Here is a 22,238-nt window from a genome sequence, read left to right as displayed (position 1 = left end):
TGCGGCAGACGCGGCGTGGGGTGACCGAGCGCAGCCGCCGGGTCAGCGGCGGCCGGCGGACTTCTCGGCCTCGGCGAGCCACTCCTGGCGGGTGGTGAGGTTGGCCCGCGCCTCCTCGATCCGGCGCTTGTCGCCGGCCGCCTCGGCCTTGGCCAGCTGCTCCTCGGCCTTGGTCACCGCCGCGCGCATCGAGGTCACCATCGGGTTCTCCGGAGCGCTGCGGGCGCGCCCCGCGTCGGCCGCGCCGCGGACCCGCTGCTCGACCGCCTGCATCCGGTCCTCCAGGGAGCGCATCGCGCCGCGCGGCACGTGGCCGATCGCGTCGTAGCGCTCCTGGATCTTGCGCAGCGCGTTCTGCGCGCCGCGCAGGTCCGTGGTCGGGTCGAGCTTCTCGGCCTCGGCGAGCAGCTCCTCCTTCTTCTGCTGGTTGGCCAGCTGCTCGGCGTTGCGCGCCTTGTCCTGCTCGCCGCGCGCGGTGAAGAAGACGTCCTGGGCGGCGCGGAACTGCTTCCACAGGTCGTCGTCGCCGTCGCGACCGGTGCGCGGCACGGCCTTCCAGCGGTCCATGAGGTTGCGCATGGCGGCCGAGGTGGCGCCCCAGTCGGTGGACGACGCGAGCCGCTGCGCCTCGGCGATGAGCTCCTGCTTGGCCGCGCGGGCCTCGTTGCGCTGCGCGTCGAGGGCCGCGAAGTGCGCGCCGCGGCGGCGGCCGAACGCGTCACGGGCGGCGGCGAAGCGCGACCACAGCGCCTCGTCGGTCTTGCGGTCGATGCCGCGGATCGTCTTCCACTCCTCGACGATCGCCTTGAGCCGGTCGCCGGCGGCCTTCCACGACGTCGAGTCCGCGGCGATCTGCTCGGCCTCGGCGGCCAGCGCCTCCTTGCGGGCGACCTGCGCGGCGCGGGCGGCTGCCTTCTCCGCGCGGGACTCGGCCGCGGCCTCGTCGGCGGTGCCGACCATCGCGCGGGCCCGGGCGGCGAGGCCGTCGAGGTCGCCGACCGCGGTGGCCGTGGGGATCGAGTCGGCCAGCGTCTGGGCCTTGGCCTTGAGCTCGCTGGGGTTGCCGGTGTGCGCCTTGAGCCGGGCCTCCAGCAGCGACACCTCGGTGGCGAGGTCGTCGTAGCGGCGGGCGTAGTGGGCCAGCCCCGCCGCGGGCTCGCCGGCCTGCCAGGAGCCGACCGCGCGCTCGCCCTCGGCGGTGCGGACGTAGACCGTGCCCTCCTCGTCGACGCGGCCCCACTGGCTGGGGTCGCTGGCCGCGGCGGCGGGCACGGGGTCGGGCGCCGGCACCTCGACGGCGGGGTTGGGCGCGTGCGTCGGGACGGCGGCCGGGGTGGGTGCGGGCGGCTCCGGCAGCTCCGGCGCGACGGCGACCTCGGGCACGACGGCGACCTCGGGCACGACGGCGACCTCGGGCGCGACGGCGACCTCGGGCGCCACGTCGGCGGCCGGCTCCTCGGCGGCGGGCGCCGGCTCGGCGATCGGCGCCTCGCTCCCGCCGATGGACGCGGCAAGGGACTCCGCAGTCTCCGTCGTCGGGTCGGCCAGCGCCGCGTCCCCGGGCGCCGGCGCGTCCGGCGTACCGGCCTCCGGCGTCACGGCGTCGGACGTCGCCGTCTCCGGCGGTAGAACCTGCTGCGTCCCGTCTCCGGGGTTCTCCGTGCTCGACACGGACCGCAGTGTCCCACGCCGCATCGGAGAGACTGCTCCGCGTGAGTGCTGTCCCGCCCGCGTCCCTCTCCGCCGAAGGGTCGACGGTTGCCGTGGCGTTCTGCCCGTCGCCACCGCTGCTGCCGCCCGTCGTCGCCGGACGGGCCGCCGCGGAGACCGCCGGCCTGCGCGCGGCCTGCGCCGACGCGGTCGCCGCGCTGCTCTCCGGCGGGCCGGAGGTCGTGGTGGTTGTGGGGGACGGCGCGGGGCCCGGCGTGCGCTTCGGCCCCGGGGACGGCGGTGACCTGGGCGGCTTCGGCGTCGACCTCGAGGTGGGGTTCGCCGGCCCGGTGGGCCCCGGCGCCCGGCGCCTGCCGCTGGCGCACACGCTCGGCGCCTGGCTGCTCGACGAGGCCGGCCACACCGGGACCCGCCTCGGCGTCGGGCCGCGGGACCTCGCCGCCGCGCTCGCCGGCCTGCCGCGGCACGTGGGCGTGCTCACGATGGGCGACGGGTCGGCGCGGCGCACGCTCAAGGCCCCCGGCTACCTCGACGAGGCGGCCGCCCCGTTCGACGCCGCCGTCGCGGCCGCGCTCGCCGCCGGGGACGCCGGGGCGCTCGCCGCCCTCGACGCCGACGAGGGGCGGCGGCTGCTCGCCTCCGGCGTGCCCACGTGGCGCGCGGTCGGGGCCGCCTGCGCCGGGCGGGACGTGGCCGCGACCCTGCGCTTCGACGACGCGCCCTTCGGCGTCGGCTATCTCGTCGCCGACTGGCACGTGACATGACGGCGCTGCCCTCGGTGGTCGCCGTCGTCGGGCCCACGGCCACCGGCAAGACAGCGCTCGCGGTCGAGCTGGCTGCCCGGCTCGGCGGCGAGGTCGTCAACGCCGACTCGATGCAGCTCTACCGCGGCATGGACATCGGCACCGCCAAGCCGACCCCCGCCGAGCGCGCCGGCGTACCGCACCACGTGCTCGACCTGTGGCACGTCCGCGAGCCGGCGTCGGTGGCCGAGTACCGGCAGCACGCGCGGGCCGCGATCGACCGGCTCCGCGCGGACGGCGTCGTCCCGCTGCTGGTCGGCGGCTCGGGGCTGTACGTGCGCGCCGTCCTCGACCGGCTGGACATCCCGGCGACCGATCGCGCGGTCCGGGCCCGGCTGGACGGCGAGCTCGCCGAGGCGGGCCCCGCCGCGCTGCACGCCCGGCTGGCCGCGGTCGACCCGGAGGCGGCGGCCGCGATCCTGCCGAGCAACGGACGGCGGATCGTCCGGGCCCTCGAGGTGATCGAGCTGACCGGCGGGCCGTTCCGGGCGACCCTGCCGGAGCCGACGCCGCACTACCCGGTCGTCGGCATCGGCCTGGACCGCGAGCCGGCGGAGCTGGACGAGCGGATCGCCGTCCGGGCGGACCGCATGTGGGCCGCCGGGTTCGTCGCCGAGGTCGAGGCGCTGGCCGCCGAGGGCCTGCGCGAGGGCCCGACGGCGTCGCGCGCGCTCGGCTACGCCCAGGTGCTCGCCCAGCTCGACGGCGCGCTCACCGCCGCCGAGGCGCGCGAGCGGACGGTCGGCACCACCCGCCGGTTCGTGCGGCGGCAGCGCTCGTGGTTCCGCCGCGACGCCACCCTCCGCTGGTTCGACGCTGCCCGGCCCGGCCTGGCCGACGCGGTCGCCGCGCACGTGGGCGAACGTACGATCGCCTCATGAGCGAGCGGGTGCTGAAGGGGCACGGCACCGAGAACGACTTCGTCGTCCTGCCCGACCCCGACGGCGCCGTCTGGCCGGAGGGCCGGCTCACCCCCGAGCTCGTCCGCCGGCTCTGCGAGCGCCGGGCCGGGCTCGGCGGCGACGGCGTGCTGCGCCTCGTCCGGAGCGCGCACGTGCCCGACGCGCCGGAGGTCCTGGGCGACGACCTCGACCGTTGCGAGTGGTTCATGGACCACCGCAACGCCGACGGCTCGTACGCGGAGATGTGCGGCAACGGGATCCGGCTGTTCCTGCACGCGCTGATCGGCGAGGGCCTGCTCGACCGCGGCGCCTGCGAGGCCGGGGTGCTCGTCGGCACCCGCGGCGGCCCGCGCCGGGTCGGGGCCGTGCCCGGCGGCGGCTACTGGGTGGACATGGGCCCGGCCCGCCCGTTCGGTCGCGGCGACGCCAAGGTGCCGGGCGGATCGCTGCCGGGGCTCGCGGTGTCGATGGGCAACCCGCACCTCGCCTGCCTCACCGACGTGCCGGTCGACACGGTCGACCTCGCAGCAGCTCCCGTCGTCGACCCCGCCCTCTTCCCGGAGGGCGTCAACGTCGAGGTGGTCAACGTGCTCGACCCGGGCCGGCACATCCGCCTGCGGGTGCACGAGCGCGGCGTCGGCGAGACCCGCTCCTGCGGCACCGGGGCCGTGGCCGCCGCGTACACGGCGCTGACCGCGAGCGGCACCGACACCGGCACCGTCGTCGTCGACGTGCCGGGCGGGCGGCTCACCGTCCGGATCGGCGAGGGGACGACGGTGCTCACCGGTCCCGCCGTCCTCGTCGCCGCCGGTGAGCTCGCCGCGGAGTGGCTCGAGGGCTGATCAGCGGTCGGCGGGCGGGTCCTCGTCGTCCGACTCGACCAGCGGGTCGAGGTGCCCGCCGCCGGGCGGGTTGAAGCTGCCCTCGGGATCCACGCCGCTGGCCGCGTCGAGGATGTCGCGGGGCGGGTTGAGGCCCTTCGGGTCGCGGCCGGGGTCGTCGATCTCGTCGCTGCTGCTCATGCGCGGCCCCTACCCGGCGACCGGCTCCTCATGCGGCGCCTCGAGCTCGCGCGGCAGCTCCCGCATGCCCATCAGCGGGCTGGCCACCACCCAGAGGGCGGCCAGCCCACCGAAGGCCACCGAGACCCACAGCGTCGGCACGACGCCGATCCAGCCGCCGAGCGCGCCACCGATCAGGGCGCCGAGCGGCTGGGTGCCGAACACGATGAACCGCACCGAGGCGTTCATCCGCCCGAGCAGGTGCGGCGGGCACAGCCGCTGCCGGAAGCTGACCTGGGTGATGTTGTAGGCGACGACCGCCCAGCTGAACCCGAACCAACCGAGGACCAGCAGCACCGCCGACGCGCCGACGGCGGCGAGCGGGATCAGCGCGGTGAACGGCATGATCATCAGCGACGACAGCGGGATGGCGCGCCCTTCGCCGACCCAGCGGGCGAACCGGGCGCCGGTGACCGCACCGACCAGGCCGCCGACGGAGCCCGCGGCGAAGACGATGCCGACGGTGCTCTCCGAGAGGCCGAGCTCGCGCAGCGCGTAGAGCACCAGCAGCGCCCCGCTCATCGCCGTGGCGAAGTTGGCGGTGCCCGTGCAGGCGACGATCCGGCGCAGCAGCGGGTGGCGGACGACGAACCCGAGCCCCTCGGCGATCTCGGCCCGCAGCGGCCGGCGGGCGGCCCGGTCGGGCACCGTGTCGACGTGCCGGATCCGCCCGATGAACAGCGCCGAGAACAGGAAGGACAGCGCGTCGAACGCGATGAGCACCGGGGCGCCGAGCACCCGGAGCAGGACGCCGGTGATCCCGGGACCGGCCACCTGGGCGACCGCGCGGCTGCTCTCGAGCTTGCCGTTGCCGTCGACGATCTGGTCGGGGGCGACCAGCGTGGGCAGGTAGCTCTGGTAGGCGACGTCGAAGAAGACCGTGGCCGTGCCGGTGACCGCCGCGACGAGGAACAGCTGCCACAGGGTGAGGACGTCGAGCACGTAGGCCAGCGGCAGCGTCGCGAGCGCCACCGCCCGCACGAGGTCGCCCGCCACCAGGACCCGCTTGCGCCGCCAGCGGTCCACCCACGCCCCGGCGGGCAGCCCGATGACGAGGAAGGCCGCCGTCTCCAGCGCGGTCAGCACGCCCATCTCCAGCGGCGTGGCGTCGAGCAGGGTGACGGCCAGGACCGGCAGCGCGAGCAGGGTGATCTGGGTGCCCAGCTGGCTGACCGTCTCGGCCGCCCACAGCTGACGGAAGTCGCGGTGCCCCCACAGGCCGGCCGGTGTGCTCACCGGGGCAGGATCCGTCGACTGATTGGGAAAAGTCAATCAGTGAACGGCGTGTCGCCTAGGCTCGTCCCGTGACGGCGGACGGCGCCCCGGACATCCGCGGGCCCAAGCGCAGGGCGACCGACGCCGAGTACCGCGCCGTCGCCTCCGCCGTCCGCCTGCGGATCCTCCGGATGTGCTGGTCGGAGGCGCTGACCAACAAGGAGCTGGCCGAGCGGCTGGGGCGCAACCCGGCGACGGTCCTGCACCACGTGCGCACCTTGGTCGACACCGGTTTCCTGGCCGCCCAGCCGGACCGGCGCGGCACCCGCGGCTCGCGCGAGGTGCCCTACCGGGCGACCGGCAAGAGCTGGCTGATGGACGTCGACGACCGGCCGCCGCCTCGCCGCGACCCGATGCTCGCCGCCTTCCTCGAGGAGGTGGGCGAGGTGGGGGAGCAGCACCTGCAGAGCAGCCGCCTGGGTCTGCGACTGTCGCCGGAGAACCTGGAGGAGTTCCGCCGGCGGCTGCACGGCCTCCTCGACGAGTACGCCCGCCGGCCCGAGGACCCGGACGCCGAGCACTGGTCGCTCTACCTCGGGATGCATCCCGAGCCATGAGGTGTTGCACCCGGTGATGACATCCCGTGCACAAACCCAGGTGACCACGTCGGAACCCCGTGTCACGCTGGAGCCGATGACCACCGCCTACGAAGCTCCTTCCCCCGGCGAGGCCGGTTTCGACGAGCCGGACGACACGACCGGCTCCTACGCCCTCGAGGAGCGCGGTGCGCTCCGCCGCGTCGCGGGGCTGTCGACCGAACTCGCCGACGTCACCGAGGTCGAGTACCGGCGGCTGCGCCTCGAGCGCGTCGTGCTCGTCGGGGTCTGGACCGAGGGGACGGCGGCCGACGCCGACCGCTCCCTCGCCGAGCTGGCCGCCCTCGCCGAGACCGCCGGATCGATGGTGCTCGAGGCGGTCAGCCAGCGGCGCTCCACGCCCGACGCCGGCACCTACGTCGGCTCCGGCAAGGCCGCCGAGATCCGGGACATCGTCGCCGCCACCGGCGCCGACACCGTGATCTGCGACGGTGAGCTGACCCCCGGCCAGCTCAACGCGCTGGAGAAGATCCTCAAGGTCAAGGTCGTCGACCGGACCGCGCTGATCCTCGACATCTTCGCCCAGCACGCCAGCAGCCGGGAGGGCAAGGCCCAGGTCGAGCTGGCCCAGATGGCCTACATGCTCCCGCGACTGCGCGGCTGGGGTGAGTCGCTGTCCCGGCAGGCCGGTGGCCGCGTGGCCGGCGGTGGCGGCATCGGTACCCGTGGCCCGGGTGAGACGAAGATCGAGACCGACCGGCGGCGGATCCGCGCGCGGATGAGCAAGCTGCGCCGGGAGATCGCCGGCATGGCGACGGCCCGCGCCACCCAGCGGTCCAACCGCGGGCGCAACGCCGTCCCGAGCGTGGCGATCGCCGGCTACACCAACGCCGGCAAGTCCAGCCTGCTCAACCGGCTGACCGGTGCCGGTGTGCTGGTCGAGAACGCGCTGTTCGCCACCCTCGACCCGACGGTCCGCCGAGCCGAGTCGCCGGACGGCCGCGAGTACACGCTCACCGACACCGTCGGCTTCGTGCGGCACCTGCCGCACCAACTGGTCGACGCCTTCCGCTCGACGCTGGAGGAGGTCGCCGCCGCCGACCTGCTCGTGCACGTCGTCGACGGCTCCGATCCCGACCCGCTGGGGCAGATCCAGGCGGTGCACACGGTGCTCGGCGAGATCGACGCGTCGGCGGTGCCGGAGCTCATCGTGGTCAACAAGGTCGACGCGATGACCGAGGACGACGTCCTGAGCCTGCGCCAGGCGCTGCCCGGCGCGGTCTGGGTCTCCGCCCGCACCGGGCACGGGATCGACCGACTGCGCGAGATCATCGCCGCGCGGCTGCCGCACCCGGACGTCGACGTCGAGGTCCTCGTGCCCTACGGGCGCGGTGACCTGGTCGCGCGCATGCACCGCGACGGCGAGGTGCTCTCCGAGCTGCACGAGGCCGGCGGCACGCGGCTGACCGCGCGGGTCGACGGTGCCCTCGCAGCGGCCCTGGAGGAGTTCGCCGCCCCGGCGGTCTGAGCCATTCCGGCAGGTCGAGATCACGAACGGGTCACGGGACCCGGTACCGTGAGGCCGTGACGATCGGCGCGATGCGGCGGGGATCCGGCGAGGCCTCCGCCGTCGCCGAACCCGACCACAAGGGCGTCCCGGCCGTCGTCTCGCCGGGCCGGCCGCCGTGGTGGCTGCTCGCGCTGGCGGGCGGGGTCACCGTGGTCGTGTCGATCGACCTGTTCAGCCGCGGCTCCCTCGAGCGCATGGACCTGCGCGTCTCCGAGGTGATCAGCTCGTGGGGCATCAAGGAGTCGGGCGCCTACTGGCCGGTCTGGGCGGTCACCCAGCTCGGCGGGCGCGGTTTCATCCTGATCGTGCTGGCGGCGCTGGTCGGCTACCTCGGCTGGCGGCGCCGGACGCTGGTGCCGCTGCTGCGCGTCCTCGTCGCCCTGGCCCTGCTCACAGCGGTCGTGTACGGCTTCAAGTACGGCGCCGGGCGGACCGCGCCGTCCTATCCGGGGTCGTTCTTCCACCGGGACGGCGCTTCCTACCCCTCGGGGCACGTGGCGAACGCCGTGCTGATGTGGGGCGTGGCCCGCTGGCAGGCGGTCGAGTTCGGCCTGCCCGCGCCGGTGCAGCGGGCGTTCCGGTGGCTGTCGATCCTCGGGCCGGTGGCCGCGGGCCTGGCGATGGTGGCCCTGGACTTCCACTGGGTCACCGACGCGGTCGTCGGCGGCGCCGTGGGCATCCTGCTGTTGGGCGTGGTGCACGCACTGGACGCGTCCGTTCTGTCACGCTGGGTACGTGCCCGAGCTGGCCGGCGGTCCGCCTAGTCGCGTGCGGGCGCACCTGTTGCCGGCGGCAGTAGCCCTGGCAACGGCGTTCGTGGTCGCCGGCGCCGTCCCGGCCGCCGCGGCGGCGGACGCCACCGCCCCGCATCCCCTGTGCCAGGTGACCGATCCCCGGCTCCCGGAGCTGTCCGGCCTGGTCGTGCTGGGCGATCGCATGGTGGCCATCAACGACGGCGGCGTGGAGCTGAACGTCTACGTGCTCGACACGGCCTGCCAGATCGTCGAGGTCCACTCCGCGCCGGTCGATCCCTACGACCCCGAGGACCTCGCGGTCGGAGCCGACGGCACCGTGTGGCTGGCCGACGTCGGGGACAACCGGACCAATCGGCCCACGGTCGCCCTCCTCGCCCTGCGCCTGGACGGGTCGACCGGGGTGTTCCGCATGAGCTATCCCGACGGGCCGCACGACGCCGAGTCGCTGCTGCTGGCCCCGGACGGGACGCCGTACCTCGTCACCAAGGAGATCCTCGGGGCCAGTGGCGTCTACCGGCCCACCGCCGCGCTGGTCGACGGGGGCGCGGTGGCGCTGGAGAGAGTGGCCTCGGTCAACTTCACGCTCACCGGCACGGACGGTGGGCCGGTGGGCCGCGCCGGCCAGCTGATGGCCACCGGGGGAGCGGTGTCGCGCGATGGCACGCTGCTCGCGCTGCGCACCTACACCGACGCCTACGTGTGGCCGCTGTCCGGCTCCGACGTGGCCGGCGCCCTGGGCGCCGCCCCCGTGCGGGTCGCGCTGCCCCCGGCCCCGCAGGGTGAGGCGATCAGCTTCAGCACCGACGACCGGCAGCTGGTGGTCGCCGGCGAGGGACTTCCCGGCGACGTGACCCTCGTGCCGGTCACGGCGCAGCCGGCGCCGGTCGCCGCCGCGGCGCAGGGCTCCGCCGAGGCCGACGCCGCATCGGGCCCGCCCGCGTTCACCGCGGGCCTCATCGCCGCCGCCGTGGCCACCGTGGTGGTCTGGCTGGGCGGCCTGCTGATCCGACGGCGCGGGACCGTCTGAGCCCCGCGCCGTCGCGGCTCAGACCCGGCGCAGGACGCTGACGACCCGGCCCAGGATCGTCGCGTCGTCGCCCGGGATCGGCTCGTACGCCGGGTTGTGCGGCAGCAGCCACACGTGCCCGTCGCGGCGCTTGTAGGTCTTCACCGTCGCCTCGCCGTCGATCATGGCCGCGACGATCTCGCCGTTCTCGGCGGTGGGCTGCTGCCGCACCACGACCCAGTCGCCGTCGCAGATCGCCGCCTCCACCATCGAGTCACCGGCGACCTTGAGCATGAACAGCGTCCCCTCGCCGACGAGCTCGCGGGGGAGGGGGAACACGTCCTCCACCGCCTGCTCGGCGAGGACCGGGCCGCCGGCCGCGATCCGGCCGACGAGCGGCACATAGGTCGGCGCGGCGGTGCCGGTCTCCTCGGCCACGGGCAGCGCGGTCGGGCCGTGCTCGCCCGGCAGCCGCACGTCGAGGGCGCGCGGCCGGTTGGGGTCGCGGCGAAGCCAGCCCTTCTTCTGCAGCACCGAGAGCTGGTGCGCCACCGACGAGGCCGAGGACAGCCCGACGGCCTCACCGATCTCGCGCACCGAGGGCGGATAGCCCCGCCGCTCGATCGAGTCGCGGATGACCTCGAGCACCCGCCGCTGCCGCTGCGTGAGGCCGTCGCCGGCCTCGCCGCGGTCCGGGAAGGACCGCACGGCGGCCGGTGCGTCGTCCGTCGTCGTGCCCGCCGTCTCCGCCGCACGGCGCCGGCCGGTCGTGCCCGCGCCGTCACCGGTCGACCGGCGACCGCCGGACGTCCCCCTCGTGCCCGCCACGTCTCCTCCTCGCCGCCGGCCCAGTCGCCGGATCGCGCCGTCCGTCCTTGGTGGCAGACGGTAGCGCCGCCGCTCGGATTTTTCAAACACACGTTCGAGTCGCGACGGGTCGGGTCGCTTCTGTCGGCCGCGTCCGGTAGACATTCGCACGGGCGTTCGAATCGAACACGCGTTCGAGAACGACGCGGTGTCGGGATCGGCGGGAGGAGAGTGTCGTGGGAAGCGTGCAGCAGGCAGTCCTGGACTTCGACGAGGCGGTGCAGGCGCCGTGGCGGCCCTCGCTCCGGTCCGTCTCGGGTGATCGTCCGCTGGAGACGGGGCGGCCCGCGCGGGCGGGCCGGTCGGTCCGGCCCGGCGAGCGGGTGGGCCGCTCGCCCTCCCCCCTCGCCCCGCCGGCCCGTCCGGCGTCCTCGGCGCCGGCCGGGCGCCCCGCGGCGGCCGGCCGCCCGGTCCGGGGCGGCTGCGCCACGCCATCCCGCACGCCGGCTGCTCCGCTGCGCCTCACCCCGCGCGCCCGCCGGCTGCTGGTCGCCCTCGGCCTGGCGGCGGCGGTTGCCGTCGGCTCCTGGCTCGGACCGCTGGTCGCCGGTGGCGCGGGCGGCGATCTGCGTCTCGCCGGGGTGAGCACGGTGGTGGTCGAGCCGGGTGACACGCTGTGGTCGATCGCGGCCGCCGTCGCCGACGCGGGCGACGACGTGCGCGCGGTGGTGTACGAGATCCAGCAGCTCAACGGGATCGACGGCGCGGACGTGGTGCCGGGTCAGGTGCTGCAGCTGCCGTGAGTGCCCGATGGCGAGAGCGGTCGCTTGTCGGTGCCCGGCCGGCCCGCGAAGACTCCGACAACATCGGGACGCCGACTTCGTCAACCCTCAGTACCCGCGCCTTCACGCTGCGTACTGACTCCACCGCTTACCGTCGTCGCGTGTCAGGCGTCATGGAGAGTCGTGCAGCGGTGTTCACCAGTCAGCCGCAGGACGTCGAGGTGTACTCGGCGGGGGAGTGGCTGCCCGGATCGCTGCTCGGCTGGCGGCACGACGCCGGCGGCGCCTGCCAGGTCTGGGTGCGCCTGACCGTCGGCGGGGTCGAAGAGTCCAGTTGGACCGACCTGAGCAGTCTGCGACTGCCCGAGCCGCACCTGTCCGTCGCCCCGGAGCCCGCGGTTGCCCCGGCGGAGGACCCGGCGGCCACGCGGAGCCTGCGCCTCGCCGACGTCTCGGCCACCGGTCCGGCACGCCGTGGCCGACCCGCGGCGCCCGGCGTGCGCCCTGTCCCGCAGGTGCGCGAGCTGCCCGGCGCCCGCGGGCTGCCCGCCGTCCGTGAGGACGCCGCCAGCCGAGCGGTGCATCCGGCCGGCCGGAGGCGCGCCGACTCGCGCGTCGTCGGTGAGACCGCCGAGTTCCCGGCGGTGGGGGCTCGGGCGGGACGGCACCGGGCTCCGGCGTCGCCGTCCGGAGCGGGCCGGCACCGTGCTGTCGACACGGGCGTCCGGGCCGCGGTGACCGACTCGCCGCTCGAGGTCCGCACGCCCGCGGCCCGCGCTGCGGAGGTGTGGGGCGCCCGGTCGGACGACACCTGGCCCGGCGTCCCCGGTGCCGACTGGTCCGGGTCCGGCGCCCTGTCGCCGGAGCCGGACCTGTTCACCCGGCCGATGCGGCTCGGTGACGTCGGACGGAGCGGGTCGGTGCCGCGGCCGCGCAGCGCGCGCCGGGACGACTCGCTGACCGGCGTCTGAGCCCGGCGGCCCGCGGCCCGTCGGCCGTCGCCGGACCGGTCCGGCGTCCGCCTCGCGCCCCCCGGCCCGGGGTCGCGCAGCATGCCCCTCTACCGCATCGCCGGCCTCCTCGCGGGCGCGTCGCGCGGCGTGTCGTGTGACGGCTGCGGCGAGTTGTTGCGGCTGGTCACGGGCGGGTCTCGGTGGAACACAACCCCCGTGCGTCCTCTTGCACATGTAGTGGAGCCGCGCCTAGGGTTCCCCTACATCTAGTAGTTACAGAGCCGTAGTTCTTCCACAAGCGGTCCTCAGGTTCTCCCCCGGGCGTCCACCGGATGTCCCCAGGAGGGTCCACAGGCCGGCTCGGCGGACAGGCTCTGAGCGAGGCTCGGGGAGGAGGCGGATCGCCGTGCGGTGCCCGTTCTGCCACAACCCGGACAGCCGGGTCATCGACTCCCGCGAGGCCGACGAGGGGGCGACCACTCGTCGCCGTCGCTCCTGCCCCGCCTGCGGGCGCCGGTTCACCACCGTCGAGGAGGCGGTGCTCGCCGTCGTCAAGCGCAGCGGGGTCAGCGAGCCGTTCAACCGCGCCAAGGTCGTCGCGGGCGTCCGGCGGGCCTGCCAGGGCCGTCCGGTGGACGAGGACCAGCTGGCCCAGCTGGCCCAGCAGGTCGAGGACGCCATCCGGGCCACCGGCGCGGCCGAGGTGCCGAGCCACGAGGTCGGGCTGGCGATCCTGCGGCCGCTGCGGGAACTGGACGAGGTGGCCTACCTCCGCTTCGCCAGCGTCTACCGCGCGTTCGACTCCCTCGAGGACTTCGAGAAGGAGATCACCGAGCTGCGGGCCCGGCACCTGCCGGGCGGCACCCCGCCGCTGCCGGGCATGCAGCCCGACGCCCCGCCGTCCCGCCGCCGGGGCGGCCGGCCGTCCACCGGCACCTGAAAAAAACTGTCAGTACCAGCCGATACACCAGTCCGAGCAGCACACAACTGCGGTTCTTCCCCAGCCGCTGCCGCACCAAGGGAGAGCTCCAACTCATGACCGAGACCGACGACCGCCTGACCCCCACCCGAGCACGTCGCGGGGGCAAGGCGCCAGCCCGGGGGAAGGGCCTGAAGGTCAAGCGGGTCTTCACGACCGCGGGTGTGCACCCGTACGACGAGGTGACGTGGGAGCGCCGCGACGTCGTCATGACGAACTGGCGTGACGGCTCGATCAACTTCGAGCAGCGCGGCGTCGAGTTCCCCGCCGAGTGGAGCATCAACGCCACCAACATCGTCACCACGAAGTACTTCCGCGGCGCGGTGGGTAGCCCGCAGCGCGAGAACAGCCTGCGTCAGCTCATCGACCGGGTGGTGCTCACCTACGGTGCGGCCGGCCGCGAGTACGGCTACTTCGCCACCGAGGGCGACGCGGAGATCTTCGAGCACGAGCTGACCTGGATGCTGCTGCACCAGTACTTCAGCTTCAACTCCCCGGTGTGGTTCAACGTCGGCACGAGCGCGCCGCAGCAGGTCAGCGCCTGCTTCATCCTCGCCGTCGACGACACGATGGACTCGATCCTCAACTGGTACCGGGAGGAGGGGCTGATCTTCAAGGGCGGCTCGGGCGCCGGCCTGAACCTCTCCCGCATCCGCTCCTCCAAGGAGCTGCTCTCCTCCGGTGGCACCGCCTCCGGCCCGGTCAGCTTCATGCGCGGCGCCGACGCCTCCGCCGGGACGATCAAGTCCGGTGGCGCCACCCGCCGCGCGGCCAAGATGGTCGTCCTCGACATCGACCACCCCGACATCGAGGAGTTCATCGAGACCAAGGCGCGCGAGGAGGACAAGATCCGCGCGCTGCGCGACGCCGGGTACGACATGGACCTCGGCGGCAAGGACATCACCAGCGTCCAGTACCAGAACGCCAACAACTCCGTCCGCGTCTCCGACGAGTTCATGCGCTCGGTCGAGGACGGCACCGAGTTCGGCCTGCGGGCCCGGCAGGACGGCGCGGTCATCTCGACCGTCGACGCCAAGGACCTGTTCCGCAAGGTCACCCAGGCGGCGTGGGAGTGCGCCGACCCGGGCATCCAGTACGACGACACGATCAACGACTGGCACACGAACCCCGAGACCGGGCGGATCAACGCGTCCAACCCGTGCTCGGAGTACATGAGCCTCGACAACAGCTCGTGCAACCTGGCGTCGTTGAACCTGATGAAGTTCCTCAAGGCCGACGGCACGTTCGACTCGAAGAACTTCGTCAAGGCCGTCGAGCTGGTCATCACCGCGATGGACATCTCGATCTGCTTTGCCGACTTCCCGACCGAGCCGATCGGCGAGACCACGCGGGCCTACCGGCAGCTGGGCATCGGCTACGCCAACCTCGGCGCGCTGCTCATGGCGACCGGCCACGCCTACGACTCGCGCGGTGGCCAGACCCTCGCCGCGGCGATCACCTCGCTGATGACCGGCACCGCCTACCGCCGCTCGGCCGAGCTGGCCGGCATCGTCGGGGCGTACGACGGCTTCGCCCGCAACGCCGACGCGCACGCCCGCGTCATGCGCAAGCACGCCGCGGCCAACGACGCGATCCGCCCCGTCGGCGCCGACGACGCCGACGTGCTCAAGGCCGCGACCGAGCAGTGGCAGCTGGGCCTGGAGATCGGCGCCGACAACGGCTGGCGCAACGCGCAGGCCTCGGTCCTGGCCCCCACCGGGACCATCGGCTTCATGATGGACTGCGACACGACCGGCATCGAGCCGGACTTCTCGCTGGTCAAGTTCAAGAAGCTGGTCGGCGGCGGCTCGATGCAGATCGTCAACCAGACGGTGCCGCGCGCGCTCAAGAGCCTGGGCTACCAGGAGGAGCAGATCGAGGCGATCGTCGAGTACATCGCCGAGCACGGCCACGTGGTCAACGCGCCGAGCCTGCGCCCGGAGCACTACGAGGTGTTCGACTGCGCGATGGGCGAGCGGGCCATCTCGCCAATGGGCCACGTCCGGATGATGGCGGCGGTCCAGCCGTTCATCTCCGGCGCCATCAGCAAGACGGTGAACATGCCGGAGTCGGCGACCGTCGAGGACGTCGAGAACATCTACTTCCAGGGCTGGAAGCTCGGCCTCAAGGCGCTGGCGATCTACCGCGACAACTGCAAGGTCGGCCAGCCGCTGTCCGACGCCAAGGCCAAGAAGGCCAGCGGTGAGGGTGGGGCGGAGGCCAAGACCGAGGCCGCCCCGGCGGCCCTGTCGCACCCGGTGCGCAAGCGGCTGCCGAAGAAGCGGACCAGCGTCACCACCTCGTTCAGCGTGGCCGGTGCCGAGGGCTACATGACCGCCGGCATGTACGAGGACGGCAGCCTCGGTGAGGTGTTCCTGAAGCTCGGCAAGCAGGGCTCGACCCTGGCCGGTGTCATGGACGCCTTCTCCATCGCGCTGTCGATCGCGCTGCAGCACGGTGTGCCGCTGGAGACCTACATCCAGAAGTTCACCAACATGCGCTTCGAGCCGGCCGGCATGACCGACGACCCGGACATCCGGATCGCCCAGTCGGTGATGGACTACATCTTCCGTCGCCTGGCGCTGGACCACCTGCCGGTCGAGACCCGCGCGACCCTCGGCATCTTCAGCGCCGAGGAGCGGGCGGCGCAGGTGTCCGGCTACGGCACCTCGGCGTCGGCCGGCACGGTCGTCGAGGAGGACGTCGACCTCGAGGCGCTGCGCGGCTCGGCGCCGACCGACGAGCGCAAGCCCGAGGCTGGTTCGTCGAAGGCGACCGAGAAGCCGGTCAAGGAGGCGCACTCCTCGGCGGAACTGCTCGAGCTGGTGACCGGCACTGCCACCGACGCGCCGCTGTGCATGACCTGCGGCACGAAGATGCGCCCCGCCGGCAGCTGCTACGTCTGCGAGGGCTGCGGCTCCACCAGCGGCTGCAGCTGATGTGAACGGCCAGGAAATGTCCCCGCCGGCGCGGCCGGCCATGACCTGATCCCGGTCAGCATGGTCCCGAGTGCGGTCGGCGGGACATCTCCTGGCTCGCGCGCCCCGTCCAACGGCCCGGTTCCTCCTCCAGGGACCGGGCCGTTGGCCGTCCGGGGGAGAGGGAGGAGCGGTACGCCCGCACTGCGGTGAACCCGCTACTGTCCGCTGCCGGACTGGTCGATGGGAGGTCGTGGTGTCGCAGGTCGTCGATTTCGAGAACGTGTCCACCGTCGGATTGGAGTCGTCGCCGGTTCCCGAGGCACTCGCCGGGTTGAGGGCCAACGAGGCTCGCTACTACAAGAACAAGTTCGGCCACGTCTTCACCGTCGACCCCGCGCCCGAAGCAGCGGAGACGGTCGACTGGGTGCACCGCATCCTCGAGGAGGAGCGCGACCTCGTCATCTCGTCCCGTCCGCTCGAGGCCACGACCTTCGAGGTCGACGGGACCCGGATGGCCTACGTGTTCTACGAATCCGGCCTGTCGATCAACGTGATGTACGGCCTGGAGGACGGGAAGAAGCGCGCCGTGGGGTTCAAGCTGTCCGACGGGATGGAGGTTCCCGAGGAACTCGCGTCCCGCTTCAAGTTCGCGCGCCAGAAGTCGAAGCTGGCCGGCACGATCCGCGGATCCTTCTTCGTGATCAAGGGTGAGTACTGAGGCGGGACGAACGTGTACGCGGCCGGCGCCGGTCGGTCGCGGTCAGAGCACCAGCTCGCGCCCGGCGCCGGCGGTCCGCGCGGCAGCGAGCACGAGGGTGGCCGCCGTGGCGTCCTGCACCGCGACGCCCACGGACTTGTACAGCGTGATCTGGTCCGGGGTGGTGCGGCCCGGCCGGGTGCCGGCGACGAGCTCGCCGACCTCGACGATCCCGTCCTCGGTGATGAGGCCCCCGCGCAGCGGCTCGGCCAGATCCGCGCTGCCCGCAGCGGCGACAGGTGCCAGCGCCACCCCGCGCGACTCGACGCACACCAGCGCCTCGGCGACCGTCGCGTCATCGACCTCCCGGCCGCCGGGCGCCCAGCCCACGGACGTCACGTGGGTACCGGGCGCCAGCCACTCCCGCCGCACCACCGGATCGGTGGGGTGGGTGGTCGCGCAGACGATGTGGGCGCCGTCCATCGCCTCCCGGTAGGAGCCGACCGCGCGGACCTCGACGTCGAGCTCCTTCCGCAGGTCCGCGGCCACGGACTCGGCCCGGACCTGGCTGCGGCCGGCCACCCGGACCTCGCGGAGCGGGCGCGCCCTCGCCATCGCCCGGGTGTGCGAGCGGGCCTGCACCCCGGTGCCCAGCACCGCCAGGACCGACGCGTCCGCCCGCGCCAACAGCCGCGCGGACAACGCCGAGCCGGCGCCGGTGCGGACGGCGGTGATCACGGTCCCGTCGAGCAGCGCGGCCGGGGCGCCGGTCGCGGCGTCGAAGACGACGATCACCGCCTGGTGGGTGGGCAACGCGGTTCCGGCGTTGCGCGGGAACAGCGAGACCAGCTTGGTCACGAGCGCACCCTGGGAGGGCACGTACCCGGGCATCGCGAGCAGCCGGCCGTCCGCGTCCTGGACGACGGCCCCGGTCCGCTCGGGCACCGACGCGCGGCCGGCGCTGAGGTCGGCCATCGCCGGGCCGAGCGCGTCGATCAGTGCGTCCAGGTCCAGGAGGGCGGCGATCTCATCGCCGGTGAGCACCAGCACCCGGCAGATGCTCCGCGCGGGTCCCGGTCGGGGTCAACGCGCCCCGCGACGGCCGACACGCGTGCGGGCGCGGGCGCACCGGCCCGCGCCGAGGCTCACCTAGCCTTCCGCGGGTGAGACAGCTGCTGCGGTTCGGGTGGGTCGAGGCGCAGTGCTGCCTGTTCGCTGTCCTGTTCTTCCTCGGACTGGCGCTCGTCCGGCTCGTGCCGCTCCCGGTCGATCCTGCCGACGCGCTGCTGATCTGGTGCCTCGCGGTCACGCTGGTGCTCTGGCTCGTCCGCTGGGAGACCGGGCGCGAGGTCGCCGTGATCTTCGGCTTCCACGTCGTCGGGCTGGCCCTGGAGCTGTTCAAGGTCCGGCAGGGCTCGTGGTCCTATCCCGACACCGGTGTCGCGACGATCGGCGGCGTCCCGCTCTACAGCGGATTCATGTACGCGGCCGTCGGCAGCTACGTCTGCCAGGCGTGGCGCCGGTTCGACCTGCGGATCACCGCCTACCGGGCCCGCACCACGGCCGCCGTGGCCGGCCTGATCTACCTGAACTTCTTCACCTCCTCCGTGATGTGGGACGCGCGGCTCGTGCTGGCCGCCGCGCTGCTGCTCGCGACCAGGCGCACCTGGGTGCACTTCACCGTCGGCGGCCACCGCTACGCGATGCCGCTCGCGCTCTCCTTCGGCCTCATCGGCTTCTTCCTCTGGGCCGCGGAGAACGCCGCCACGTTCCTGCGGGCCTGGCAGTACCCGTCGCAGGAGTCGGTGTGGACGCTGGTCCACCCCGCCAAGCTCGGGTCGTGGTCGCTGCTCGTCGTCGTCAGCATCGTGCTGGTCGCGGCGGTCAAGGCCTACGAGGGGCAGCTGTACGGGAGCGTGCGCGACCGGACCGTGCTCCGGGCCGGCACCGCAGCGCGGCGGCTCCCGCGACCGGTCGTCGCGACCGGCGCCGTCGAGCCCGTCGCGTCAGCGGCGGGCGACGCCGCCCCCTGACCGCGCGGGCACCCGGCGCTTGTCCCGCCGCGCCTGCACCGCCCGGACCACCCGCAGGACGGCGACCACCGCGGCGGGCACCGCGATCAGCAGCCACCCGTGGTCGCCGACGAAGTAGGCGATCGCGCAGAGGGCCACCCCGATCGCCACCGCCTGGCCGACGGTCCACAGGCGCTGCCGGCGCTCCACGCCGGCGTGCCCCGAGACGATGCGGCGGGCGAACAGCAGGGGCAGCACGACCAGGGCGATGCCCAGCGCCCAGCTGATCAGCACGACGGTGCCCTTGACGAACATCAGCAGCAGCCAGCCGACGATGCCGACGGCGGCGACGAGCGCCGCGCCGACGACCAGCGACGAGAGCAGCGGGCGGGACGTGCGGACCGGCCTGGTCATGGCGGCACGGTAGTCCCGGCTCCTGGGAAAGGGCTGTGATCGCCGCCCGGTCAGTGCGCGAACACGGCGGAGAGCGCCCGCCCGACGTCGCGGTGGTCGCGCACCAGCCGGACCCGCCCGCGGCCGAGCCGGGCCAGGTCGCGGCCGAGGTCGACGTCGTCCTCACCCGAGGTGTCCAGCAGGACGTCGAGCCGCGGCAGCCGCGCGGCGGTCGCGCGCGGGTCGGGGCCGGCGTTGTGCACGCAGTCGGACAGCAGCAGCACCCGGGCGTCCCGCGGGGACACGTTCGCCAGCTGCCGGCCGGCCACCTCCAGCGCGAACGCCACGTTGGTCAGCCCCCGGGCGGGCACGCGCAGCAGCAGGTCGAGCACCCGCAGCGGCGACACCGGCTCGCCGAGGCGCACCAGGACGGCCGCGTCGGACCAGAACGCCACGACGGCCAGCTGGTCGCGGTGCAGCTCCCCGGCGAGTGCGCCGACGGCCGCCGCCGCCGTCCGGACCCGCTCGCCCTTCATCGACCCGGAGACGTCCACGACCAGGACCACCGACCGGCGGGTGCGCTCCCGCTCGCGCACGATGATGTCGTCGTCCTCCGGGACGGGGTTGCCGGCCAGGACGTCGAGGGTCCGGTCGAGGTCGATGTCGTCGGCGACCGCCCGGTACGGGACGCTCTCCAGCTCGCCGATGCCGCGGCGGGCGTGGGTGTCGCGGCGCGGGCGGGGCATGGCGAGCCGGGCCGCGATCTCCCGCGCGCGCTGCCGGGCCACCCGCTCGTCGACGTCGGTGAGCCCGAGGTCGGCCAGCGCGATCGTCTGCGCCGGCTCGTCGGTCGTCCCCGGCGCGCTGCTCCCGCGCTGCCGGGCCGTGGGACCGCGCCGCCCGGCGTCGCGGGCGGAGAGCACCAGCCCGCCCTGACCGCCCGTGGCCGGGGCGAACAGCGAGGGCTCCTCGGTGAGCTGCTTGGGCCGGCGGCGCAACGGCCGCAGGGTCCGCGACCGGCTCGCGCGGGAGTCGCGCCGCCGGCGCACCGGGGAGTCGGCCTCGACCGCCCTTCAACCGGGCTGCGCGGCCGCCGGGCTGAGCAGGAAGTGGTCCTCCCAGATCTGGCGGAGCACGTCCTCCGGCGTCTCCTCGATCGTCTCCTCGAGATGGATCCGGCCGGACAGCGCCACGAGCATCGCGTCCAGGACCAGGGCGGTGTACGCCTCGGGCAGCCCTCGCGGCGGGTCGATCGAGGAGTCGTCCGGCAGGTCGACACCGCGCATCGTGGCCAGCTGCGCGGCGATGAGCGCGACGTCGATCGCGCCCCGCACGCTGCTGCCCTGCTGCACGTCCTCGCGCTCGCGGGTGGCCCGGGTGAGCCCGACCGCGTCGGCGACCAGGCGCGGCGAGGAGATCCCGGTGCGCCGGTCGACGATGCCGCGCTCGGCCTCGGCATCCTGGTAGTCGACCGACAGGCGGCACAGCCGGTCGTGCACGGACGTCGACAGCCGCGTCGTCCCGATGTTGTCGTACGGGTTCATCGAGGCGATGACGCGGAACGTCGGCAGCGCCTCCACGGTGCCCACCCGCGGGACGGCGATCCGCCGCTCGGCCATGGCGGTCAGCAGCGTGTTCAGCGTGTCCTCGGGCGCCCGGTTGAACTCCTCCACGTAGAGGAAGCCGCCGGTGCGCATCGCCTCCACCAGCGGGCCCGCGACGAAGTTGGCCTCGGAGTAGTCCTCGCGCAGCACCCGTGCCGGGTTGTGGTGCCCGACCAGCCGGGACGGCGTCAGGTCGGCGTTGCCCTCGACGAACAGCAGCGGGATGCCCCATTCGGCGGTGATGGCGCGCAGCAGCGTCGACTTGGAGGTCCCGGGCGGCCCCTCGAGCAGCACGTCGCGGCCGGCGGCGACGGCGGCGAGCAGCAGGTCGAGCTCGCGCCCGCGCCCGACCAGGTGGGTGGCGATGCGCGCCCGGGCCTCCCGGACGGCGGCGGCCTCGTCGCGGGTCACGCGGGTGCCGGCGAGGGCCGGGTCGGACAGCGGGGCGTCGGTGGTCAGAACCGCCTCCCGGGGTGCGCGGCGTGCACGGTCGCCGCCTGTCTACCGCCCGCGCCCGCCGTCCGCCACCACGGGTGCGGGCCTGCCCTTGACCCCGGGGTGTGACCCGCGCCACGGTCGGGGGACGGGCTCGGCGGAGAGCCCGTCGCCGAGGGGAGGCACGCGAAGTGGGACGAGTGCAGGGCAAGGTAGCTTTCATCACCGGAGCCGCACGCGGTCAGGGGCGGTCGCACGCGGTCCGCCTGGCCCAGGAGGGCGCCGACATCATCGCCGTGGACATCTGCGAGGACGTCCCCGGCGTGCCCTATCCGGGCGCCAACCAGTCGGACCTGGACCAGACGGTGAAGGAGGTGGAGAGCCTCGACCGCCGGATCGTGGCCCGGAAGGCCGACGTGCGCGACCTCTCGGCGCTGCAGGCCGCGGTCGACGAGGGCATGGCCCAGTTCGGCCACATCGACATCGTCTGCGCCAACGCCGGCATCGGGACCTTCGGCCCCGCGATGGACCTCAGCGAGGACGACTGGCAGACGATGCTCGACATCAACCTGACCGGTGTCTGGAAGACGGTGAAGGCCGCTGCCCGCCCGATGGTGGACCGCGGAGAGGGCGGCTCGATCATCCTGACCAGCTCCACTGCGGGGCTGGTGGCGTTCCCGAACCTCGCGCACTACACGTCGGCCAAGCACGGCGTCGTCGGGCTCATGCGGACGCTGGCCGTGGAGCTCGCGCCGGCCCGGATCCGGGTCAACTCCGTGCACCCCACCACCGTCGACACCCCGATGGTGCAGAACCCGGCCATGTACGAGCTGTTCGGGTTGCCGGGGGCCAGCCGCGAGGAGGCCGCCCAGGGCTTCCGGGCGATCAACGCGCTGCCGATCCCGTGGGTCGAGGCCGTCGACATCAGCAACGCCGTCCTGTTCCTCGCCTCGGACGAGGCGCGCTACGTCACCGGCATCACCCTGCAGGTCGACGCCGGAGGCACCGCGCCCTACCGGATCCCGCCCGAGGCCTGACCGCCCACGCGCGCCGTGGTCACCCGTCGCCCGGTGACC

22 protein-coding genes are annotated in these 22,238 nt (G+C 74.2%); 14 read left to right on the top strand and 8 right to left on the bottom strand.

Annotation, left to right across the window (positions count from 1 at the left end; genetic code table 11):
• Positions 1–42: 42 nt before the first annotated feature.
• Positions 43–1,671: a DUF349 domain-containing protein gene (locus tag AB3388_RS20770; protein WP_495407219.1), complete on the bottom strand. Its 1,629-nt coding sequence runs from the start codon at positions 1,669–1,671 to the stop codon at positions 43–45.
• Between the two features lie 41 nt (positions 1,672–1,712).
• Between AB3388_RS20770 and AB3388_RS20765 the strand changes: the two genes are divergently transcribed.
• From AB3388_RS20765 to dapF, 3 genes are read left to right on the top strand one after another with little or no spacing between them, the layout of a single operon-like run.
• Positions 1,713–2,435 (top strand): class III extradiol ring-cleavage dioxygenase family protein, encoded by a 723-nt coding sequence (locus AB3388_RS20765; RefSeq protein WP_495407218.1) that lies wholly within the window; start codon positions 1,713–1,715, stop codon positions 2,433–2,435.
• On the top strand, positions 2,432–3,355 hold the full coding sequence (gene miaA, locus AB3388_RS20760; RefSeq protein ID WP_495407217.1) for a tRNA (adenosine(37)-N6)-dimethylallyltransferase MiaA: 924 nt from the start codon (positions 2,432–2,434) through the stop codon (positions 3,353–3,355). Before AB3388_RS20765 ends, miaA begins: the two co-directional genes overlap by 4 nt.
• Positions 3,352–4,218, top strand: a complete 867-nt coding sequence (dapF, locus tag AB3388_RS20755; protein WP_495407216.1) for a diaminopimelate epimerase — start codon at positions 3,352–3,354, stop codon at positions 4,216–4,218. The genes miaA and dapF overlap by 4 nt, the downstream gene beginning before the upstream one ends.
• On the opposite strand, the gene AB3388_RS20750 is transcribed toward dapF, so the two are convergent.
• Both AB3388_RS20750 and AB3388_RS20745 read right to left on the bottom strand, forming a co-directional pair.
• A complete protein-coding gene (locus tag AB3388_RS20750) occupies positions 4,219–4,398 on the bottom strand; it encodes a hypothetical protein (protein WP_495407215.1) in 180 nt (59 codons plus the stop codon). It abuts the gene before it with no gap.
• A 9-nt stretch (positions 4,399–4,407) separates the two neighbouring features.
• On the bottom strand, positions 4,408–5,673 hold the full coding sequence (locus AB3388_RS20745; protein ID WP_495407214.1) for an MFS transporter: 1,266 nt from the start codon (positions 5,671–5,673) through the stop codon (positions 4,408–4,410).
• Positions 5,674–5,741: 68 nt separating this feature from the next.
• On the opposite strand from AB3388_RS20745, the gene AB3388_RS20740 reads away from it, so the two are divergent.
• The 4 genes from AB3388_RS20740 to AB3388_RS20725 all read left to right on the top strand — a co-directional run bounded on the left by AB3388_RS20740 (position 5,742) and on the right by AB3388_RS20725 (position 9,600).
• Positions 5,742–6,269, top strand: a complete 528-nt coding sequence (locus AB3388_RS20740) for an ArsR/SmtB family transcription factor (protein ID WP_495407213.1) — start codon at positions 5,742–5,744, stop codon at positions 6,267–6,269.
• A 76-nt stretch (positions 6,270–6,345) separates the two neighbouring features.
• The gene (gene hflX, locus AB3388_RS20735; RefSeq protein WP_495407212.1) at positions 6,346–7,776 is read left to right on the top strand and encodes a GTPase HflX; all 1,431 of its coding nucleotides are present in this window, start codon (positions 6,346–6,348) and stop codon (positions 7,774–7,776) included.
• A gap of 56 nt (positions 7,777–7,832) precedes the next feature.
• Positions 7,833–8,582: a phosphatase PAP2 family protein gene (locus tag AB3388_RS20730; RefSeq protein ID WP_495407211.1), complete on the top strand. Its 750-nt coding sequence runs from the start codon at positions 7,833–7,835 to the stop codon at positions 8,580–8,582.
• Positions 8,583–8,586: 4 nt separating this feature from the next.
• On the top strand, positions 8,587–9,600 hold the full coding sequence (locus tag AB3388_RS20725; protein WP_495407210.1) for an NHL repeat-containing protein: 1,014 nt from the start codon (positions 8,587–8,589) through the stop codon (positions 9,598–9,600).
• A gap of 18 nt (positions 9,601–9,618) precedes the next feature.
• Here AB3388_RS20725 and lexA read toward each other — a convergent pair whose 3' ends face one another.
• Positions 9,619–10,407: a transcriptional repressor LexA gene (gene lexA, locus AB3388_RS20720; RefSeq protein WP_495407209.1), complete on the bottom strand. Its 789-nt coding sequence runs from the start codon at positions 10,405–10,407 to the stop codon at positions 9,619–9,621.
• A gap of 215 nt (positions 10,408–10,622) precedes the next feature.
• On the opposite strand from lexA, the gene AB3388_RS20715 reads away from it, so the two are divergent.
• The 5 genes from AB3388_RS20715 to AB3388_RS20695 all read left to right on the top strand — a co-directional run bounded on the left by AB3388_RS20715 (position 10,623) and on the right by AB3388_RS20695 (position 16,739).
• A complete protein-coding gene (locus AB3388_RS20715; RefSeq protein ID WP_495407208.1) occupies positions 10,623–11,189 on the top strand; it encodes a LysM peptidoglycan-binding domain-containing protein in 567 nt (188 codons plus the stop codon).
• Between the two features lie 140 nt (positions 11,190–11,329).
• A complete protein-coding gene (locus AB3388_RS20710; protein WP_495407207.1) occupies positions 11,330–12,139 on the top strand; it encodes a hypothetical protein in 810 nt (269 codons plus the stop codon).
• A gap of 388 nt (positions 12,140–12,527) precedes the next feature.
• On the top strand, positions 12,528–13,061 hold the full coding sequence (gene nrdR, locus AB3388_RS20705; protein WP_495407206.1) for a transcriptional regulator NrdR: 534 nt from the start codon (positions 12,528–12,530) through the stop codon (positions 13,059–13,061).
• A 95-nt stretch (positions 13,062–13,156) separates the two neighbouring features.
• Positions 13,157–16,039 (top strand): vitamin B12-dependent ribonucleotide reductase, encoded by a 2,883-nt coding sequence (locus tag AB3388_RS20700; RefSeq protein WP_495407205.1) that lies wholly within the window; start codon positions 13,157–13,159, stop codon positions 16,037–16,039.
• Between the two features lie 235 nt (positions 16,040–16,274).
• Positions 16,275–16,739, top strand: a complete 465-nt coding sequence (locus AB3388_RS20695) for a DUF8821 family protein (protein ID WP_495407204.1) — start codon at positions 16,275–16,277, stop codon at positions 16,737–16,739.
• Between the two features lie 42 nt (positions 16,740–16,781).
• On the opposite strand, the gene AB3388_RS20690 is transcribed toward AB3388_RS20695, so the two are convergent.
• Complete coding sequence (locus tag AB3388_RS20690) at positions 16,782–17,768, bottom strand: ornithine cyclodeaminase family protein (RefSeq protein WP_495407203.1); 987 nt, start codon at positions 17,766–17,768, stop codon at positions 16,782–16,784.
• A gap of 113 nt (positions 17,769–17,881) precedes the next feature.
• On the opposite strand from AB3388_RS20690, the gene AB3388_RS20685 reads away from it, so the two are divergent.
• Positions 17,882–18,751 (top strand): DUF817 domain-containing protein, encoded by an 870-nt coding sequence (locus tag AB3388_RS20685; protein ID WP_495407202.1) that lies wholly within the window; start codon positions 17,882–17,884, stop codon positions 18,749–18,751.
• Here AB3388_RS20685 and AB3388_RS20680 read toward each other — a convergent pair.
• From AB3388_RS20680 to AB3388_RS20670, 3 genes are all read right to left on the bottom strand, one after another.
• Entirely contained in the window at positions 18,725–19,144 is a 420-nt protein-coding gene (locus AB3388_RS20680; protein WP_495407201.1) for a hypothetical protein, read from the bottom strand. The genes AB3388_RS20685 and AB3388_RS20680 overlap by 27 nt on opposite strands.
• Positions 19,145–19,194: 50 nt before the next feature.
• On the bottom strand, positions 19,195–20,121 hold the full coding sequence (locus AB3388_RS20675) for a vWA domain-containing protein (RefSeq protein WP_495407200.1): 927 nt from the start codon (positions 20,119–20,121) through the stop codon (positions 19,195–19,197).
• A 75-nt stretch (positions 20,122–20,196) separates the two neighbouring features.
• Positions 20,197–21,138 (bottom strand): AAA family ATPase, encoded by a 942-nt coding sequence (locus AB3388_RS20670; protein ID WP_495407199.1) that lies wholly within the window; start codon positions 21,136–21,138, stop codon positions 20,197–20,199.
• 215 nt (positions 21,139–21,353) lie between these two features.
• Between AB3388_RS20670 and AB3388_RS20665 the strand changes: the two genes are divergently transcribed.
• The gene (locus tag AB3388_RS20665) at positions 21,354–22,199 is read left to right on the top strand and encodes a mycofactocin-coupled SDR family oxidoreductase (protein WP_495407198.1); all 846 of its coding nucleotides are present in this window, start codon (positions 21,354–21,356) and stop codon (positions 22,197–22,199) included.
• Positions 22,200–22,238 lie beyond the last annotated feature (39 nt).

The sequence above is a fragment of the Geodermatophilus sp. SMS 5-13 genome (assembly GCF_059428245.1).
The sequence above is the reverse complement of the archived record's forward strand: the minus strand, read 5'-3'. Positions and strand labels throughout refer to the sequence as shown.